General features: G+C 51.4%; 17 protein-coding genes. 1 reads left to right on the top strand and 16 read right to left on the bottom strand.

Features of this window, described 5'->3' with window-relative positions; all coding sequences use genetic code 11:
• Positions 1-131 precede the first annotated feature (131 nt).
• The 3 genes from SPTER_RS00615 to SPTER_RS24445 all read right to left on the bottom strand — a co-directional run bounded on the left by SPTER_RS00615 (position 132) and on the right by SPTER_RS24445 (position 2,918).
• Positions 132-1,424, bottom strand: coding sequence for a dicarboxylate/amino acid:cation symporter (locus tag SPTER_RS00615; protein ID WP_144348584.1), 1,293 nt, complete (start codon positions 1,422-1,424; stop codon positions 132-134).
• 543 nt (positions 1,425-1,967) lie between these two features.
• Positions 1,968-2,741: a polysaccharide deacetylase family protein gene (locus SPTER_RS00610; RefSeq protein WP_144348583.1), complete on the bottom strand. Its 774-nt coding sequence runs from the start codon at positions 2,739-2,741 to the stop codon at positions 1,968-1,970.
• Positions 2,742-2,774: 33 nt separating this feature from the next.
• Complete coding sequence (locus SPTER_RS24445; protein ID WP_170233079.1) at positions 2,775-2,918, bottom strand: hypothetical protein; 144 nt, start codon at positions 2,916-2,918, stop codon at positions 2,775-2,777.
• A 141-nt stretch (positions 2,919-3,059) separates the two neighbouring features.
• Between SPTER_RS24445 and tsaA the strand changes: the two genes are divergently transcribed.
• A complete protein-coding gene (tsaA, locus tag SPTER_RS00605) occupies positions 3,060-3,539 on the top strand; it encodes a tRNA (N6-threonylcarbamoyladenosine(37)-N6)-methyltransferase TrmO (RefSeq protein WP_144348582.1) in 480 nt (159 codons plus the stop codon).
• A 33-nt stretch (positions 3,540-3,572) separates the two neighbouring features.
• Here the strand turns inward: tsaA and SPTER_RS00600 are convergent, their stop codons facing one another.
• From SPTER_RS00600 to argJ, 13 genes are all read right to left on the bottom strand, one after another.
• Entirely contained in the window at positions 3,573-4,223 is a 651-nt protein-coding gene (locus tag SPTER_RS00600) for a trimeric intracellular cation channel family protein (RefSeq protein ID WP_144348581.1), read from the bottom strand.
• A 125-nt stretch (positions 4,224-4,348) separates the two neighbouring features.
• Positions 4,349-6,178, bottom strand: a complete 1,830-nt coding sequence (gene glmS, locus SPTER_RS00595) for a glutamine--fructose-6-phosphate transaminase (isomerizing) (protein WP_144348580.1) — start codon at positions 6,176-6,178, stop codon at positions 4,349-4,351.
• 426 nt (positions 6,179-6,604) lie between these two features.
• Positions 6,605-7,945, bottom strand: a complete 1,341-nt coding sequence (gene glmM, locus SPTER_RS00590; RefSeq protein WP_144348579.1) for a phosphoglucosamine mutase — start codon at positions 7,943-7,945, stop codon at positions 6,605-6,607.
• Positions 7,946-7,992: 47 nt separating this feature from the next.
• A complete protein-coding gene (locus tag SPTER_RS00585; RefSeq protein WP_144348578.1) occupies positions 7,993-9,588 on the bottom strand; it encodes an NAD(P)/FAD-dependent oxidoreductase in 1,596 nt (531 codons plus the stop codon).
• 15 nt (positions 9,589-9,603) lie between these two features.
• A complete protein-coding gene (locus SPTER_RS00580; RefSeq protein ID WP_144348577.1) occupies positions 9,604-10,545 on the bottom strand; it encodes a CdaR family protein in 942 nt (313 codons plus the stop codon).
• Positions 10,545-11,360 (bottom strand): diadenylate cyclase CdaA, encoded by an 816-nt coding sequence (gene cdaA / locus SPTER_RS00575; protein ID WP_144348576.1) that lies wholly within the window; start codon positions 11,358-11,360, stop codon positions 10,545-10,547. The genes SPTER_RS00580 and cdaA overlap by 1 nt, the downstream gene beginning before the upstream one ends.
• Positions 11,361-11,718: 358 nt before the next feature.
• Positions 11,719-12,792, bottom strand: coding sequence for a branched-chain amino acid aminotransferase (locus SPTER_RS00570; RefSeq protein WP_144348575.1), 1,074 nt, complete (start codon positions 12,790-12,792; stop codon positions 11,719-11,721).
• A 36-nt stretch (positions 12,793-12,828) separates the two neighbouring features.
• Positions 12,829-14,244 carry an argininosuccinate lyase gene (argH, locus tag SPTER_RS00565; RefSeq protein ID WP_144348574.1) on the bottom strand — a complete coding sequence of 472 codons (1,416 nt, stop codon included), beginning with the start codon at positions 14,242-14,244 and terminating at the stop codon, positions 12,829-12,831.
• Entirely contained in the window at positions 14,237-15,460 is a 1,224-nt protein-coding gene (locus tag SPTER_RS00560; RefSeq protein ID WP_144348573.1) for an argininosuccinate synthase, read from the bottom strand. The genes argH and SPTER_RS00560 overlap by 8 nt, the downstream gene beginning before the upstream one ends.
• A gap of 330 nt (positions 15,461-15,790) precedes the next feature.
• Positions 15,791-16,723, bottom strand: coding sequence for an ornithine carbamoyltransferase (gene argF, locus SPTER_RS00555; RefSeq protein WP_144348572.1), 933 nt, complete (start codon positions 16,721-16,723; stop codon positions 15,791-15,793).
• Between the two features lie 21 nt (positions 16,724-16,744).
• Positions 16,745-17,899 (bottom strand): acetylornithine transaminase, encoded by a 1,155-nt coding sequence (locus SPTER_RS00550; protein WP_246105590.1) that lies wholly within the window; start codon positions 17,897-17,899, stop codon positions 16,745-16,747.
• Positions 17,900-17,933: 34 nt separating this feature from the next.
• Positions 17,934-18,839 (bottom strand): acetylglutamate kinase, encoded by a 906-nt coding sequence (gene argB, locus SPTER_RS00545; protein WP_144352678.1) that lies wholly within the window; start codon positions 18,837-18,839, stop codon positions 17,934-17,936.
• A gap of 106 nt (positions 18,840-18,945) precedes the next feature.
• Complete coding sequence (argJ, locus tag SPTER_RS00540) at positions 18,946-20,157, bottom strand: bifunctional glutamate N-acetyltransferase/amino-acid acetyltransferase ArgJ (RefSeq protein ID WP_144348570.1); 1,212 nt, start codon at positions 20,155-20,157, stop codon at positions 18,946-18,948.
• Between the last annotated feature and the right edge of the window lie 7 nt (positions 20,158-20,164).

Raw genomic sequence — 20,164 nt, 5'->3', positions numbered from 1 at the left:
TTTGTCGAAAAATAGAAAAAACATGCCGGAGACACGTTTGTGCCGCCGGCATGTTGCTAGTACCTTGACAACCCTAATCCTGTGGATACTGACGGGAGACATTATCCTACAGTGTTAAGGTTGACAAGCTATTAGCCGCCGATTTGTTCTTCAATCCGCCCGGTTTCGAGGTCGCCTTTGTTTAAGCCGAGGGCCAGCTGCCGGGCATCCAGCTCATTCTCCCAGCGCGAAACAACAACGGTTGCCACCCCGTTGCCAATCAGGTTCGTCAGCGCCCGGGCCTCGGACATAAACCGGTCAATGCCCAAAATCAGAGCCAGACCGGCTACCGGCACGGTCGGAATCACCGACAGGGTTGCGGCCAGGGTAATAAATCCGCTGCCGGTAACACCTGCCGCCCCTTTGGAGGTGATAAGCAGCACGGCCAGCATCGTCAGCTGCTGCACCATAGTCAGGTCTGTGTTCGTCGCCTGCGCCACGAACACAGCGGCCATCGTCAGATAAATCGAGGTTCCGTCCAGGTTAAAAGAGTAGCCGGTGGGGATAACCAGCCCCACCACCGACTTGGAGCAGCCCAGTTTTTCCATTTTATCCATCATGCGCGGCAACACGCTCTCAGAAGAGGAGGTCCCCAGGACAATGAGCAGTTCTTCTTTGATATAAGCGATAAATTTAATAATGCTGAAGCCGGCGATCCTCGTAATCAGGCCCAGCACGACAAAGATAAACAGCAGGCAGGTCAGATAGAAACTGCCCATCAGTTTCGCCAGCGGGATCAGGGAGGCCAGCCCATACTGCCCGATCGTAAAGGCAATCGCTCCAAAAGCCCCGATCGGTGCCGCTTTCATGATAATCCCGACAACCTGAAAAAAGCCGTGGGACACTTCGTCAATAATTTTAATGATATTGCCTGCCCGTTGCCCCATAAGAGACAGGGCGGTGCCAAACAGGATAGAAAAGAACAGTACCTGCAGGATATCCCCTTTCGCAAAAGCATCCACCGCACTGTTGGGGATGATGTTCAGGAGAAAATCAGTAGTGCTTTGTGATTGCGCTTTGGCGGCATAGTTAGCGATTGCTTGGGTATCCAAAGTGCTGATATCGGCATTCATCCCCGCTCCGGGTTTCACCAGATTGACTACCGTCAGGCCGATGATGAGGGCCAGGGTGGATACGGCCTCAAAATAGAGCAAGGCTTTGCCGCCGACGCGGCCCACTTTTTTCATATCGCCCATGCCTGCTATCCCCAGGACAACTGTGCAAAAGATAATGGGGGCAATAATCATCTTAATGAGTTTAATAAACCCGTCTCCCAACGGTTTCATGCTGGCGCCGGCGGCAGGATAGAAATGCCCCAGCAGCACTCCGGCTGTAATTGCCATCAGCACCTGAACATACAGGATTTTATACCATGGTTGTTTCATAGTTGTTCCTCCCTTGTTAATGTTGGCTAACAATAACGGTCTTCGGGGAACCAACCACTAATTTATAAGTAAATTAGAATGGTCGACCCTTGGAACCACTTGCACATCCTGTCGTGAAGCCATCGATGGCGCTTCAGCGGTCAACACAGGGTCTTCCTGCGGCTATGTTGCCGCGTCTTCGCGATGTTACCGTCACAACTCCAGCTGTGCAATTGCAAATAACCCAGCTATCCTCCTTCCTTGAATAGTAAGAGATTTCCATTCGGCAATAGGGGGCTAAATTCCTTCACTACTTTTGTATATTTATTAAATTTTTAAGTTTTTTTTTACAAAAAAAAACAGATCAGCTTTTTACTGATCCGCTGCCGGCATTATTGCTCACAACCCAAGATTATGTCCGGCACAGCAGGGCATCCGGGGTCTGGGTCTACACGGCCGATACATACCGGTAAAGCGGCAGAATAAGGCATAGCAGCGCTATTAAATATACAATCAGGCCGCCGCTCCTGTTCCCATTAAGCATGATTGGGGTTGTGTTATCGGTTAGCCCAGCATACTGGGGATTAAGCCTTTTCTTAATAGTACATAGGCAATCGAGCGGTCAAAATGGAATACGGGGATTCTTTTGATGGTGAAATGATTATTAAACATGGCCAAGCCGCATTGAGTGGAAAAGCCGCCGATATAGCCGGCCTGACCGGCAGCCTGGATCGTATCCGGCCGGTAGCTGCCGCAGGGATAGGCGATAAAATTCACCGGCTTGCCCAGCGTCTGCTCCAAAGCAAATTTAGACTGATGCAGCTCATCGGCAACCTCCTGCGGCGTTAGCTCTGCCAATTGCCGGTGGGTAACGGTATGGGACCCAAAGTCCATGCCGGCCGCCGCCATCTCCCGGATTTGGGCCCCTGTCAGGCGGTCCGTGTCGCCCATCATCCCGGTGATTATATAGAAACTGGCTTTCATAGAGTACTTTTGCAGCACCGGCAAGGCATTGGTGTAATTGTCGAGATACCCGTCGTCGAAGGTAATAATCAGCGGTTTATCCGGCAGCTGCGGCTGTTGCTCCTGCAAACGCCGGGCAACCTGGGCAAGAGACAGGGTATGATACCCCTCTTCGGCCAGGCTTGCCATATCCTGCTCAAACCGGGTGGTGCTGATTGTCAGGTCATCTGCTTCCGGGCCGACACGATGATAAAGCAGCACCGGGATACTGTTAACGAGTTGATCAATAATTTTATATTCCGGAACCAAAGACAGGCCAAACAGGGCTGTGATCGCGCCTAGTCCCCCTGTTATAAACCTACGCCTGGTAATCATTACATACATCTCCTCAACTGCTGGAAGTCCAAATTACTCATAAGCTATCCCTATTTTACGCATATAAAGCCCACTGTCACTGATTATACTAACTTGCTTGTCGCCCATTTTTACCCTTACCGTCTTTTGGGCAGCAGGATAAAAAAACTGCTCCGGTATAAATGTACGAATAGGCATCAGCGATTATGCCGATTTTTTTGCCGGCCCAAAGATTACAACGGTTAAGCAAGCAAGAACAACCGGAGTATACACAGGAAATTATCCGGCGGCAAGAGAATGCTACCTATATTCTGCAACACTAGTAAAAGAGGTGCAATTATGATCAATTATACGCCCATTGGCATTATTCACTCGCCCTTTAAAGAACCTCAGGGCACACCCATTCAGCCGACAGCCGCACTGGATGTTGCCGGCATCATTGAAATCAATCCCGCATATGCTGCCGGCTTGAAAGATCTAGAAGGTTTTTCTCATTTGATTCTAATTTACCATTTTCATTTGGTAAAAAATTCTTCGCTCTTAGTAAAACCGTTTCTGGACAAGGAACTGCACGGAATCTTTGCCACCCGTTCACCGGCCAGGCCGAATTTTATCGGCTTTTCCGTAGTACGTCTTGACAAAATTGACGCCAACAGGCTCCATATCCTGGATGTGGATATTATTGACAAAACCCCGCTTTTGGATATTAAGCCCTATGTGCCGGAATTTGATTGCAGACCCACTGCCAAAAACGGCTGGTTTGAAAAAAATGTTCATAAGCTGCCTGCTACCAGAGATGACGGGAGATTCATAAAATAACCCAACACCGGTTTCATACATAAAATTCTTTATCTATGTGCCTGGCTGCTGATTGTCCGGTGGCGCTTTTTTCCCGGCGCTGATACCGATAACAGGGAAGTTCCAGCCGTATTTGATGCAACAGATGCGCAGGCCGGTGGTAATGACAAAGCAGAGATACAAGGGAATATTGCCGGTAAAATAAAATTGCGAATAATAAAAGCTGATCGCCCCGGCAATGGTCGTGATGGCGTAGACTTCCTGCCGGAAAACATACGGAATCTCTTTGACAAATACATCCCGCATGATGCTGCCGCCGATACCGGTGATGACGGCCACTGTTGTTACGATAACCACCGAATCAAGATTTTGGTGTAATGCCAGTTTGGCACTGGTCGCCGTGAAGGCCCCCAGGCCGATGGCGTCAAATATTTGAATAGTATGTTTGAATTTATCAAGCCAGCGATAGGTAAAACAAACGCCAATCGTGGCTATGGCGCTAATAATAAAAAAAGTGGGATCGCGAAAGGTGAGCGGCGGGGTATTGCCGATAATCACATCCCGCAGAATACCGCCGCCAATAGCGGTCGTAATCGCCAGTACCAAAACACCAAAAACATCAAGCTTCTTTTGTATTCCGGTCAGGGCGCCGGAGATGGCGAAAGCGATAATCCCTGTAATCTCAAATACACTCCAGGCAGTCATTGTTTATTCTCTCCTAAAATTAACTGTACAGGTACGGAAACCCCTATAACCACAGCGTGTTATAGGGGTTTCCTGCTGGCTATTATTCTATAATCCGGTCTCTGCTCTATATTTTTTTGTTTATTCTACTCTACGGTCACACTCTTGGCCAAATTCCTGGGCTTATCAACATCGCAGCCCCGGGTAACTGCCGCGTAGTAAGCTAACAGCTGCAGCGGAATGACCGACAGGATTGGCGTGAGGAATTTATTGGTGGCAGGAATAAAGATAGTATGGTCAACATATTTTTCAAGCTGCTGATCACCTTTGAGACCAAGCCCAATAACTACAGCATCACGGGCTTTGACTTCTTTAATATTACTGAGTGTTTTTTCGTATACATCCTGCTGGGTAGCCAGGGCAATGACCGGTACCCCCTCAATGATAAGGGCCAGGGTACCGTGTTTGAGTTCACCGGCCGCATAAGCCTCAGCATGAATATAGGATATCTCTTTTAGTTTCAAAGAGCCTTCCAGGGCCACGGCGTAGTCTAAGGAACGGCCGATGAAAAACACATCTTCATTAAAGCCGTATTGCTGGGCGAAGGTTTTAATCGGCTCAACATCCTCTAACACTTCATAGGCCTGGGCCGGCAGTTCACGCAGGGCCTGGCACAGTGCCTGCACTTTATCCGTGGTCAAAGTGCCTTTAATTGCTCCCATATAAATGGCCAGCATCGCCATAACCACAAGCTGAGTAGTATAGGCTTTGGTAGAGGCTACTGCAATTTCCGGTCCCGCCCAGGTATAGATAACCTGATCAGAATCACGGGCGATGGAGGAGCCGACAACATTAGTAACAGCAAGGGTGCGGGCCCCCAATTTTTTAGCTTCTTTCAGGGCCGCCAGTGTATCCAGGGTTTCGCCGGACTGGCTGATAACAATAGCCAGCGTCTGTTCATCAATCAGCGGTGAGCGGTAGCGGAATTCTGAGGCCACATCCACTTCCACCGGAATCCGGGACAGGTTTTCGATCAGGTACTTGCCCACAATCCCCGCATGATAGGCGGTACCGCAGGCAATAATGGCGATCTTTTTAATGGGGGAAACATCATCCTTGGTCCAGTTGAGTTCTTCAAAGGTTATGCCGCTGTTATCTTTAGCCACACGGCTGGTCATTGTTTCCCGGACGGCCTTGGGCTGTTCATAGATTTCTTTAATCATGAAATGCTCATAGCCGCCTTTTTCAGCTGCTTCCGCATCCCAGTTAACCTCAAAGACTTTTTTGGTTACCGGTATCCCCTGACGGTTCATGACCCATACCGAATCAGCGGTTACAATGGCCATTTCGCCGTCGCTTAGGATATAGGTTTTCCGGGTGCGGCTGATGATCGCCGGGATGTCGGAGGCAATGAAGTTTTCCCCTTCGCCCAGGCCGATAACCAGCGGGTTGTCCTGCTTGGTGCAGATCAGTTTTCCCGGCTCATCCTGGCACATAAACACCAGCGCATAAGAACCCTCGATCTGTTCAAGTACCTGCTTAACTGCCGCTTCAAAGTCACCGGCATAACACTCTTCTATCAGGTGGGCCACAACCTCGGTGTCCGTTTCCGAGGTAAACGTATGGCCTTGGGCAATCAGTTGTTCCTTGAGGTGCATATAGTTTTCAATGATGCCGTTATGGACAACAACAAACTTACCGGCACAATCCGTATGCGGATGGGAGTTGGCATCAGACGGACGGCCATGGGTCGCCCACCGGGTATGGCCAATGCCAAGACTGCCCTGAAGGGGACTGATTTCTACCTTCTTCGCCAGCACATTCAACCGGCCCACGCTTTTAGTCACATGAATTTTATCGCCGTCAAACACGGCAATACCGGCCGAGTCATAGCCCCGGTATTCAAGTTTGCTCAGACCTTCCAGCAAAAATGGTGCCGCCTGATCAGGACCTATATAACCAACAATACCACACATATATATAAACCTCCTAAATTACACTACTAATAAACGCTCATCTGCATACGGCCGGAGCGGCCGCGCTGAGCATCGCCAGGCATCTAACCCTTTATCACGTTTTCAGCAACTTCCCATTGTTCTTTTCTGCCGCTGCCGTTTTGTCCCGCAGGTCACCCTGTGGTTTTGTCGGCCAGCTCACGGCTGCAGGTGCCGAGAGGTATCCGCTGACTGCTCGATGAACCTCTTCCTCGTCTGCTTGACTTAACGTCAAGCACCAGCGCTGTAGATAGTTTTTGCGGCCGCAGTTGTTATTATCCTGTACTTGGCATATTCTCACCTCCCTTAATAATCATAGATATGCAAAGGAGCACTATATAGTGCTCCTGCCATATCTATCTTATTTTAATACAGTTTATAGCATTGGTCAATAACCGGTATTGGCGTTTAATCCTGTTCCTGTCTGACAACCTCGGCAATACTGCCAACGATACGTTCAAGGTCAGGCAGGGACGGGCCTTCGGCCATTACCCGGATGAGCGGCTCAGTGCCGGAAGGGCGGACAAGTATCCGGCCATTATCACCTAGTTCGGCTTCACCGGCCTTAATGGCAGCAGCGATATTCGCATTGGTTTCCCAGCCGGCTTTACTCTTAACCCGGATATTCTCCAGCAGTTGGGGAAATCTTGTCATTACTTTAGCCAGAGCCGACATTTTCTGGCCGCTTTGTTTTAGCGCGGCCGCCAGTTTCAGCGCCGTAATCAGCCCGTCGCCGGTTGTGCTGTATTGACTGAAAATAATATGGCCGGACTGTTCACCGCCCAATACCAGGTTATGTTTTAACATAGCTTCCAGTACATAGCGGTCCCCCACCGGTGTCACCAGGACTTTGGCACCGGCATTTTTTATGGCCTGATGCAGCCCGATATTGCTCATCACGGTGGCTACCAGCGTTTTTTCCGTCAGTGTATTTTGCTTGAGCATTTCCAGCGCACAAATCAGCATAATTTGATCACCGTCAATCATTTCGCCGGTTTCGTCGACAGCCAGACAACGGTCGGCATCGCCATCATGGGCCAGTCCCAGATCGGCTTGATGCTGAGCTACGGCAGCCTGCAGCTGCTGCAGATGGGTTGAGCCGCAGCCGGCATTAATATTAATACCGTCAGGACAGTCATTAAGGACAATAACGTCGGCCCCCAGCTGCCGGAAAGCGGCGGGAGCCGCCTCGTAGGCCGCACCATTAGCACAGTCTAAAACAATCTTAAGACCCTGCAGGGACTGTTCAACAGTACTAACGGCATACTCCACATATTCTGTCAGCAGATCATGCCTGGTAGTTATAAAACCAACGCTGTCGGCCGTAGGCCGGGGCATCCCGTCCGGTGCGGCGTCGATAAGCTCTTCCAGCTCATTTTCTACGGCATCAGGCAGTTTGTAGCCGGTACCGGCAAAAAATTTGATACCGTTATCAGGATAAGGGTTATGTGATGCTGAAATAACAACACCGGCCTGAGCGCCGTGCTGCCTGGTCAAATAAGCAACAGCCGGGGTAGGAACAATACCCAGCAGTACGGCCTCGCCGCCGGCCGAGCAAATGCCTGCCGCTAAGGCCGCCTCCAGCATCTGTCCGGAAACCCGGGTATCGCGGCCAATGTAAAATACCGGCCGTTTCGATTCTTTCCCAAAGTAATAGGTGGCTGCCCGCCCCATCTTAAAAGCCAGTTCAGGCGTAAGTTCGACGTTGGCTAACCCCCGCACGCCGTCTGTTCCAAACAGTCTCGCCATATATGAAAATGCTCCTTCCAAATTGTAAGTGTACATTTATACAAAGATCAGGCCTTATAGACTTGCACAAAACTAATTGCTGCATTTACCCCGTCCAGGGCAGCGCTCATAATGCCGCCGGCATAACCGGCACCCTCACCAATAGGGTATACGCCGGTTGTGTTAATTGACACAAAATCCGGCCCTCGCACCAGCCGCACCGGCGCTGAGGTTCTGGTTTCAACGCCGGTAAGTACGGCCTGCCTATGATCAAACCCTCGCAGCTTACGGCCAAAATCAGGCAAAGCCTTCGCCAGTGTAGTAGCTACAAACCCTGGCAAGCATTGCCGGAGATCGGCAGGTGTTGTGCCGGGACGATAACTGGATGCGGCCAGATATTGAGCACTGCCGCTTTTTCCGGTCAGGAAATCGCCTACTGTCTGCACAGGCGCATTGTAATTATTCCCGCCCAGGGCAAAGGCCAGCCGTTCATAACGGCGCTGGAATTCGATACCGTCAAGAACATTAGGACCATAATCAGCCGGATTCACAGTTACAGCCACGGCACTGTTGGCAAGGCCCGAGTCCCGTTTGTACAGGCTCATGCCGTTGGTCACGACTCCCCCCGCTTCCGAGGCGGCCGCCACCACCAGTCCGCCCGGGCACATGCAAAACGAATAGGCCGCCCGTCCTGCCGCCTTATCCTGGTACACCAGCGCATAATCAGCCGGTCCCAGCCGGGGATGACCGGCCGCAACACCGTACTGGGCTGTATCGATGAGTTCCTGGGGATGCTCAATCCGGACACCAATCGCAAAGGGTTTGGCTGCCATGGCCACCTGGTGTTCATGCAACATCTGATAGGTGTCCCTGGCACTATGGCCAATGGCCAGAAACAATATTTCGCAGGGTATATGGCGGCTACCATTTACGGTAATGCCGGTGAGCTGTCCCGCCTTAGTGGCGATACCTGTAAGGCAGGCTTCGAACTCAACGTCGCCGCCCAGTTTAATAATCTCGGTTCTGATATTCCTGACAACCTGCCGCAGTTTATCAGTACCAATATGGGGTTTATGAAGGTACTTTATTTCAGCCGGCGCTCCGGCTGTTATCATAATGTCAAGCACCGCCGCCATCCGCGGATCCGTAACCCGGGTGGTAAGTTTACCATCGGAAAAGGTGCCGGCCCCGCCTTCCCCAAACTGCACATTACTATTTTCAGCCAACTGGCCGGTCCGCCAAAAATCAGCAATATCCCGGGCCCGCCGTTCAACATCCCGCCCCCGCTCAATCAGCAGCGGCTTATAGCCATACCTGGCCAGCATCAGGGCAGCAAATAAACCGGCCGGTCCTGACCCTACCACTACCGGCCGGTTATTCAGCGGTATCGCACCAAACACAATATCCTCGGCGGCCGCCGGCGTTATGAGCACGACATCCTTGTCACCGGCCAGCCGGGATAATGCCTGCCCTGGCGGGATGAGAAGCTCGACTGCCAGGGTATAGACAAAGGTAATACTATGTTTCCGGCGGGCATCAATCGCCCGGCGGATAATGTTCACTTGGCTTACCTGCTCCGGTGCCAGCCGCAAACGTCTGGCAACAAGATACGCAAGGGGTGTTTCTTCAGTTAAGGGTATACGAAAGTTACTGATTTTAAGCAATAGCCGCTGTCTCCTTTAACGGGGGCCGACTTGGATGGTAACACTGACGGTTTCCTGGGTACTGGCCAGACCCTCCGGCAATATTAGTTTTACTTCCCTGGTGATATTCTGGCTGATATCGTTAAGGCTAATCGGTTCGGTATATACAGCCTCAAGCTTGTCAAGGCCCGTGCCGGCTGTAAGCTCCCGCAATTCCAGTTTGTCCGGCTTAGTGCTCATACTCTTTATAGCCAGACCAGCCGGCAATTCCCCCTCAATCATGGGTTTTACATCAAGTATCTTCTTGGTTAGCCCGGCAGTTATATTCACCGTAACGCCGGTTTTCTCCGGATAAATGGTTAGCCCTTCGACTCCCTTACCGGCCTGGGTAACCGGTACCAGTGGCGCCCCTACCGTAAACTCGGCGTTTTTTCCGGCCAGATCAACGGTAGCGATCACTTTTTCAACAATACCCACAATATTTTTGGGCCCTTCAATCGTCACCTGCTCATAGGCCGCCACCGGGTTGCCCACCACCGACCCTTTGGCGGCAGCACCGGTCAGTCTGACCTCAACCGGTACCTGGCGGCTTACAGTAGTGTCAAGCCTGAACTGGACTTTGTCCGGATTGATCTCGACCAATTCCAGGCTGGACGGGATGGCGGCGCTGACCTTAAGATCGTGATTGCCTTCTGTGAGACCTTTGATATCAATATAGGCCTTAAGATCTTTATTGAGCACACCGGCAACAATACTGCGCGGACCGCGAATTTTTACCCGGACTGAGTCAGGCACATTGACAATAACGTAGGAAGTGGCGGCATTGCGGACTTCCAGCGGAATGGTGAACGATGACTCAATGGGCGGATTTTGCTCATTTATGACATACAACCATAACACAATCGCCAGGATAACGGCCAAAATTTTCGGAGTAATATTTTTTGTTTCTCCCGGTGATTTAAAAAACTTATCAAACATTATGACGGCCTCCAGCTAAATAGATCGCTAAGGGAAGTGCTTTTCGCTATAAACAGCGGCGCAAGCTGTTCCCTAAGCTTGTCGGCATCCATATACCGGTGCAGTCTGCCGCCCCTGGCCAGCGAAATGATACCGGTTTCTTCGCTGACAACAATAACAACTGCATCGGTTTGCTCGCTGATGCCAATCGCCGCCCGGTGTCTTGTGCCAAGCTCCTTGTTGAGACTGCGGTCATCAGACAGCGGCAACAAACAGCCTGCCGCCTGTACCCGGTTCCCGCGGATAATGACAGCACCATCATGCAGGGGCGTATTGGGAATAAAAATATTGATTAAAAACTCGCTTGAGACTAAACCATCCACCTTAATGCCTGTTTCAATATAATCATTAAGCCCTGTTTCCCGTTCCAGAACCATCAGGGCCCCAATCTTGTTTTTAGACAGATCGGTAACTGTTCTCCCCAGTTCATCAAACAGGCTGGCTTTCTCCTCCGCGTTCAGCTGGGCACTGTTGTGGAAAAAGCGGCCCCGCCCCAGATGCTCAAGGGCGCGCCGGAGTTCCGGCTGAAAAACAACCGGCAGGGCTACAAGCACAACCGTCATTGTCTTCTGCAGCAGCCAGTTAATCACATTGAGTTCCAGCCATTTGCTGATCAGCGTAGCCACCAGCAGCACGACAAGACCTTTCAATAAGGCTACAGCCCTGGTCCCGCTAATCATAATGTAGAGTTTGTATAAAAAATAGGCAACAATTACAATGTCGATAATATCCAGGAAACTAATTGTAGAGATTATTCCCCGTATTTGCAATAACATTCTGCACACCTCAAACAGGAGTTAAAATTCCCAATATAACTATAATTCTATTCTACCCAATATCAGGAAAACCTTTTAGATAATTGTCCATTATAAAAAAATAAAGTAAAAGTCCTAGTATCTTGACCATTTTAGATTTTGGTTTTAGGGCGAGACAAAATGGCAAAGGGCAAGCACGCACCGACGGCGCATACCGGCAGGGGTCTGCTAGGCGGGGCTGGCGCCGCCATTTGCCATTTTGGCCGTCATCAAGCTAAAAAATAATGTGATCAAGGTACTCTGGTCCTAATGACTAAATTAGGCTTGTGCCCACAGCACAAGCCTAATATTTCCGCTATACCATTTTCAGGGCTGTAAATTATATTTTGGTTACTTCGCCAATCCAGCCAAATTTATCGGCTACGCGGCCCTGCTGGATGCTGGTAATATAGTCGAACAGCTTTTGGGAGGTTGCCCCGGTCTGGTTATTATTAATGACAATATTTTTGCCTTTCCAGGATAACTCGCCCACCGGGGAAATAACTGCCGCCGTACCGGAACCGAATACTTCCTGCAGCCGGCCCTCAGCATGCACAGCATATACCTCATCAATCGAAATCCGGCGTTCGGTCACTTTCAGCCCCCAGTCCTGAGCCACCTGAATGACGGAACGGCGGGTAATACCATTGAGAATACTGCCGTTTAGCTCGGGGGTAATAATCTCGTCATCAATCTTGAAGAAGATATTCATGGTGCCGACTTCTTCAATGTATTTCTGTTCCAGGGCGTCAAGCCACAAAACCTGGGTATACCCCTCTTTTTGAGCTTCTTCCGAGGCCTTAAGACTGGCAGCGTAATTGGCCGGTGTCTTGGCTTCGCCCAGACCGCCCTTGACGGCCCGTACAAAATGCTCCTCCACCTTGATTTTGACAGGCTTAAATCCAGAGGCGTAGTAGGCGCCGACCGGCGAGAGGATAATAAGCAGCTTGTATTCATCGGCAACTTTTACGCCGACGAAGGGATCGACCGAAATAACAAAGGGGCGAATGTACAGCGATGTTCCCAGCGATTGCGGCACCCAGTCCTTGTCAATTTCAATCAGTTTGTTCAAACCGGCATGTAATAAATCAACATCCATTTGCGGGATGCTTAAAATGTCAGCTGAATTATTGAAACGTTTGAGATGATCAACAGGGCGGTACACGACGATGCGGTTATCTTCCGTGCGGAAGGCTTTCATGCCTTCAAAAATGGCTTGTCCGTAATGCAGCACCATAGCTGCCGGCGAAATGTCAAAATCGCCATACGGGACGATGCGGGCATCAAACCAGCCTTTTCCTGTTTCGTAATCCATGACAAACATGTGATCGGTAAAAATCTTGCCAAAACCAAGTTTGTCGTCTGCCGGAAGAGTGCCGCGTTTATCAGCCAGTGTAACAGCAATATCAGCCATGTTAACAGGCCTCCTTGGGTTGTATATTTATGGATATTATAGTTTGATTTTTGTATACATGTCAAGGTGTTTTTGCTGTTTCTCCATAATGGACTTAGCAACAGTGACAGCCTGTCTAACCTGAGCGGGCGATGTTCCACCCAGAGAATTACGGGCGGCAACACAGGTTTCAATGGTAATGGCCTCTAAAATATCCATGTCAAACAGTGGCGAAAATTGTTTAAACTCGGCCAGGCTTAAATCTGCCAGCGTTTTGTGCTCATTTAGGCAATAAGCTACGCATTTGCCAACAACTTCATGGGCTTGCCGGAACGGCAGTCCTTTTTTAACAAGATAATCAGCCATATCGGTGGCATTGGAAAAGTCGTTTTTTAGCGCCTGCCGCATAATACCGGAATTTACCTTCAGCCCGCGCAGCATGGCTGCGTACACGGTCAGACTGAATTTTACCGTGTCGATGGTATCAAACAGCCCCTCTTTATCCTCCTGCAAATCTTTGTTGTATGCCAGGGGGAGACCTTTTGCCACCGTCAGCATGGCCATCAGGTGACCAAAAACCCGGCCGGTTTTGCCGCGCACCAATTCGGCGACATCCGGATTCTTCTTTTGCGGCATAATACTCGAGCCGGTACAGTGGGCATCGTCAAGCTCAATAAAGGAGAACTCGGTTGACGACCACAAAATGATCTCTTCGCTTAACCGGCTCAAATGCATCATCAGAATAGAGGCAAACGACAAAAATTCCAGGATATAGTCCCGGTCACTGACGGCATCAATACTGTTCTCATAGATGCGGCCAAACTTGAGTTCACTGGCAACAAGCTCTCTGTCGATGGGAAAGGTGGTACCAGCCAGCGCCCCGGCGCCGAGGGGCATAATATCGGCCGACTCCCACACGCCGCCCAGGCGTCGGAAATCACGCTCAAACATAAAGAAATAAGCCAGCATGTGGTGAGCGAACAGGATGGGCTGGGCCCGCTGCAGATGGGTATAGCCGGGCATGATGGTCTCCGGATATTTATTGGCAATGTCGAGAACGGCCTGCTCCAGGTCAAATAACAGCCCGCCGATTGCGGCCACCTGCTCCCGCACATACATATGAGTATCAAGCGCCACCTGGTCATTGCGGCTGCGGGCTGTATGCAGACGCCCGCCGGCCGGACCGATGCGTTCGGTCAGGCGTTTTTCAATATTCATATGGATATCTTCTAGCGACACTTCAAAACTGAAGTTGCCTGCTTCAATATCGGCGAGAATATCGTTTAACCCATCGGTAATCAGCCTGGCATCGTCCTGGCTGATGATGCCGCATTGGGCCAGCATCCTGGCATGAGCAATGCTGCCGGCAATATCCTGCCGGTACATGCGGCTGTCAAAAGAAATGGAGGAGGTAAACTCCTCCACCATAACATCCGTGTTTTTGGCGAAACGTCCGCCCCATAATTTACTCATTGGTTTTCTTGGCCTCAGCTTTCATCATGGCCCGGACCTTGAGCGGCAAGCCGAAGAGGTTAATAAAGCCCTCGGCATCGCCATGGTTATATAATTGCTCGCTATCACCAAAAGTTACGATCTTTTCGTTATAGAGCGAATAAGGCGAGGTGGCGCCGGCACTCATGATGTTGCCCTTGTACAGCTTCAGGCGGACAGTACCGGTAACAGTCTGCTGGGTCGAATCAACAAAGGCATCAAGGGCTTCCCGGAGCGGCGCAAACCACATGCCGTCATAAACCAGTTCGGCATATTTGATGGCAATCTGCTCCTTATAATGCATGGTGGCCCGGTCTAAAGTCAGATACTCTAATTCACGGTGAGCAAAATACAAAATGGCGCCACCGGGATTTTCGTATACGCCCCGGGATTTCATGCCCACAAGCCGGTTTTCGACAATATCGGCAATGCCGATGCCGTTGGCGGCACCAAGTTCATTGAGTTTGGTCAGGAGAGCCACCGCATTTAGTTTAACGCCGTCCACCGACACCGGGGTACCTTTTTCAAAGCCTACTTCAATGTAGAGGGGCTTATCCGGCGCTTGCTCGGGCGGGGTGGTAATCAGATACACATCAGCGGCCGGTTCATTGGCCGGGTTTTCCAGGTCAGCGCCCTCATGGCTCAGATGCCAGATATTGCGGTCCATGCTGTAGGGGCGGGCTTTGGAAACAGGCACAGGAATACCGTGTTGTTCCGCATAATCGATCGCGTCTTCACGGGAACGGATGTCCCACAACCGCCAGGGAGCAATAATTTTAAGCTGGGGAGCCAGGGCTTTGACGGTCAGCTCGAAGCGGACCTGGTCGTTGCCTTTGCCTGTCGCCCCGTGGCAGATAGCGTCAGCGCCCTCTTTCAGGGCAATGTCCACAAGGGCCTTGGCAATGATCGGCCGGGCAAACGAGGTTCCCAGCAGGTATTTGCCTTCATATACAGCACCGGCCTTGAGGGTCGGCCAGACATAGCTTTCCACAAACTCAGCCGTCAGATCTTCGATATATACCTTGCTGGCCCCGGATTTAATGGCCTTTTCCCGCACCGGGGCCAGTTCATCGCCCTGGCCGACATCGGCGCACATCGCAATGACCTCGCACTGATAGTTCTCTTTCAGCCAGGGGATAATAACCGAGGTATCCAGGCCGCCGGAGTAGGCCAGGACCACCTTTTTGATTTCACTCATTATAAATTGCCTCCTATGTTGATATGGTTTCCCGGGGTTTTCCTATTGTAAAGTTTACAGGAACCGGGTGTAATTGTCTATATGGTAAAGGAAATTGAAAAGTGCGCTTGTTTTCCGGGTGTGTCAAGAGAACCGTCCCCCTGACACACTCCCGCCTACTCTCGCGTACCCCCGTAACCAAAAAGTCGCGAACAGCCGGAACTTGTTAGAAATGTCCAGATGCGAGGCGCACCGGAAAAACGGGCAGCGCCGCGTACTGGCGTACGCAAGCAATCGTTTTGAGGAGCAACGAAGCAGATGGGCGTTTATAACAAGTTCTATTGTACTAAGCTAATCAGCCATGAGAAGGGCCATTATGGCTTTTTGCACGTGCAAGCGATTTTCCGCCTCATCAAACACCACCGAGTTGGGGCCTTCGATGACATCCTCGGTGATTTCCTCCCCGCGGTGCGCCGGCAGGCAATGCATAACAATAGTGTCTTTTTTGGCAGCCTGCAGGAGGGTATTGTTAATCTGGAAGCCGGCAAAAGCCTGTTTGCGGATGGCCTGTTCGCCCTCTTTGCCCATACTGGCCCACACATCGGTATATAATACATCAGCGTCTTGGGCCGCAGCCAACGGGTCATCCAAAATGGTTATTTTACTGCCTGACAATTTAGCGGCCACAGCGGCCTGCTCGACAATGGTGGCATCCGGCGCATAGTTGGCCGGGGTAGCCACACTGATGTCCATGCCGACCTTGGCACAGATATGCAGGAGCGAGTTGACCATATTGTTGCCGTCGCCAATATAGCACAGCTTGCGGCCCTTCAGCTCGCCCTTATGTTCAAGGGCGGTAAAAATATCCGCCATGGCCTGGCAGGGATGCAGCAGGTCGGTCAGGGCATTAATGACAGGCACGGTGGCATACTCGGCCAGTTCTTCCACCTCCAGGTGCGAGAAGGTCCTGATCATAATGCCGTCAACATAACGGGATAATACGCGGGCCGTGTCCTTGACCGGCTCGCCCCGGCCAATCTGCATATCGTTGGAGGAAAGGAACAGCGCCGAACCGCCCAGCTGCCACATGCCGACCTCAAACGATACCCGGGTACGGGTCGAAGCTTTTTGGAATATCATGCCCAGCGTTTTGCCTTTTAGCAGCGGGTGTGGTTCACCGGCCTTTTGTTTGGCTTTTAAGATCCTGGCAAAATCAAAAATTTGATATATCTCATCAACAGTTAGATGATGTACTGACAGAAAGTCTTTTCCTTTAAGGCTCATACCTCATACACTCCCCCATGATTATAGTTGTACAGCCGCCAGTGTTTTATCTAATATGGCGGTCAATTCGTCCACATGACCTTTGTTGATAATCAGCGGCGGTACAAACCGGAGTACATCGCCGGCGGTGCAGTTGATAATGGCCCCCTGGTGCATGCAGCTGTTAACAATATCCCGCCCCGGCTGGGTGAGTTTGGCAGCAACAATCAGACCCTGGCCCCGGACCTCGCTGATCAGGGCCGGATATTTTTCCCGGAGCTGATTAAGCCGGGCCATCAGGTATCCGCCCATCTCCCGGGCATTGGCCAGCAGTTGCTCGGCCTGAATGGTATCGAGAACCGCATTGGCAGCGGCGCAGGCCAGCGGGTTGCCGCCAAAGGTGGAGCCATGGTCGCCGGGCCCAAAGGCAGCGGCAGCCTTATCGGTGGCGATAAAGGCGCCGATCGGCACACCGCCGGCCAACCCCTTGGCCAGGGTAACTATATCAGGGGTAATACCCAAATGCTCATAGGCAAACATCCTGCCGGTACGGCCAACCCCGGTCTGGATCTCGTCCAGGATTAAGAGCGCCCCGTATTTGTCACACAGTGCCCGCACTTTGTTAAAGTAATCCGGATCAGGCAGGTTAACCCCGCCTTCGCCCTGGATGGGCTCCAGCATTACGGCACAGGTTTTGTCAGATATCAAGGCTTCCAGGGCAGTGATATCATTAAATGGTACATGGGTAAAGCCGCCTGGCAGCGGCTCGTAGCCCTGCTGGTATTTAGGCTGGGCGGTAGCGGTCAGGGTCGCCAGCGTCCGGCCGTGAAACGATTGCTCGGCCGTAATGATTTGCACCTTGTCGGCCTGAATTGCCTTGCCGTATTTGCGGGCCAGCTTAATCGCCCCTTCGTTGGCTTCGGCCCCGCTGTTGCCGATAAAGACTTTGCCGAGACCGCTGGCGGTTACCAGGGTCCGGGCCAGGGTGGCCTGCGCCTCTGTATAGTAAAGATTAGAGCAGTGAATCAGCTTGCCGGCCTGTTCCGCCACCGCCGCCACCAGCTTCGGATGGGCATGGCCCAGAACATTAACCGCAATGCCGGCGAGAAAATCTATGTATTTACGGCCTTCGTTGTCATAAACATAGGGACCTTCACCGTGGCTGAGGACAAGGGGATACCGGGCGAATACCGGCATATAACAGGCGTTGTCAACATCAATTACCGTTTGCTTATCCACTGATATACCTCCTGTATTTAACCACTTCGGTCCCGATCCCCTCGGTGGTGAAGATTTCCAGCAGCAGCGAATGCGGTTTGCGGCCATCAATGATATGGGTCTTGGCTACCCCGGCGGCCAATGCTTTTACGCAGGCCTCCACTTTCGGGATCATCCCGCCCTCAATACTGCCTGATTTGATCATTTCCTGCGCCTCAGCCAGCGACAGGGTGGAAACAAAGGTGCTCTTATCGCTATAATCGCGATAAATCCCTTCCACGTCAGTAATCAGGGCCAGTTTCTCAGCCCCCAGGGCCGCTGCCAGTTCACCGGCCACATAGTCGGCGTTAATATTGTACGTAGCCCCGTCTTTGCCAACCCCGATCGGTGAAATAACCGGGATATAGCCCTGGTCCAGCAGCTTCTCAACAATGCTGGTATTTAATTTCAGCACATCGCCGACAAAGCCGATATCTACTTCTTTGATTTGGCCATTTTCACGCACCTTAGCCAGATGCTTGGACGCCATAATCAGATCGGCATCCTTGCCGCTCAGGCCAACCGCTTTGGCCCCGAGGAAGTTCAACAGTTTAACGATTTCGCTGTTGATCTTACCGACAAGCACCATCTCCGCAATCTCTACAGTCTCGGCGTCTGTGACTCTAAGGCCGCTGACAAAGCTCGATTCTTTGCCAAGCTTCTTCAGCATACCGGTAATCTCCGGTCCCCCGCCGTGGACAACCACCGGCCGGATACCGGCGTATTTAAGAAAGATAATGTCCTGTATTACATTTTTCTTGAGTTCCTCATTGAGCATGGCGTTGCCGCCGTATTTAATCACAATAGTATTGCCGGCAAACCGCTGCAGATAGGGCAGCGCTTCAATCAGTACAGCCGCTTTTTCTACCGAATTAATCATATTCATCATCCCTTCCCCTTTTAACCTTGCTATCGCTGTCACGGGGACGGTTCTTCTGACACAGATCAAAATCGAACATTTATGTCAGCAGAACCGCCCCCAAATATTAGGTGGTGTATTCGCCGTTAATCTTAACATATTCATAGGAAAAATCACAGGTCCATACGGTCGCCGCCGCCGTCCCCAGCCCCAGGTCGAGGGTCACGGCAATATCCTTAGCGGCCATGACTGCTTTGAGTTTCTCGGTATCAAAGCCGACAGCCCCCTGCCCATTGACAACAATGGTTAAGCCACCAATGACCAGCGAGGTTTTATCCGGCTGGCTCCGGGCGCCGGAATAACCGGCTGCGCACAAGATACGCCCCCAGTTTGGGTCCTGGCCGAAAAAAGCGGTCTTGACCAGCGGCGACTTGGCAATGGCCATTGCGGCGCATTTGGCTTCCGCAAAGGACACCGCCCCGGTAACGTTAATCTCCAGAAACTTAGTCGCTCCTTCCCCGTCCCGTACAATCAGCTGGGCCAGTTCGGTACATACGGTTTTAAGGGCCGTAAAAAACTCCTGGTAGCTTTGGCTGTCAGTTGTGGTGACCGGCGCATTGCCGGCCTCCCCGTTGGCGATTACCGCTACCATATCATTGGTACTGGTGTCGCCGTCGACAGTAATCATATTAAAGGACAACTCGACCGCCTGGCTGAGCGCCTGTGTTAGGATTAATGGAGCAATGGCAGCATCGGTGGTAATAAAGCTCAGCATTGTTGCCATATTGGGATGGATCATGCCTGCCCCTTTGGCAATTCCCGCAATTTTACAGAGCTTGCCGTTAAGGGTAAACTGATAGGCACAGGCCTTGGCAAAGGTGTCGGTAGTCATGATGGCGGCCAGCAGCGGTTCGTGGCCAGCCTCACTTAAACTGCCGGCGGCCTGATTGATGCCGGCAATGACTTTAGCCATTGGCAGGTTAACACCAATGACCCCGGTTGAAGCCACCAAAACCTCACAGTCGTCCAGGTTGAGGGCGGTGGCTGTTGTATGAGCCATTGTCCTTGCATCAGTCAGCCCCTGGTCGCCGGTACAGGCATTGGCACAACCGGAATTGATAACAATGGCACGGGTCTTGCCCTGGGTAATCGCCTGGCGGGAGACAAGCACCGGCGCCGCTGCCATCTTGTTGGTGGTAAACTGAGCGGCGGCGGCGGCGGGAACTGTGCTGTAGATAATGCCCACATCTTCTTGGCCATTCTTTTTTATACCGGCATGAACACCGGCTGCTGTAAACCCTTGTGGCGCGGTAATGCCACCGGTGATTTTAGTTAACATTACAGTT

Origin of the sequence: Sporomusa termitida (genome assembly GCF_007641255.1) — a bacterium.
Classification (GTDB): Bacteria; Bacillota; Negativicutes; order Sporomusales; family Sporomusaceae; genus Sporomusa; species Sporomusa termitida.
The sequence above is the reverse complement of the archived record's forward strand: the minus strand, read 5'-3'. Positions and strand labels throughout refer to the sequence as shown.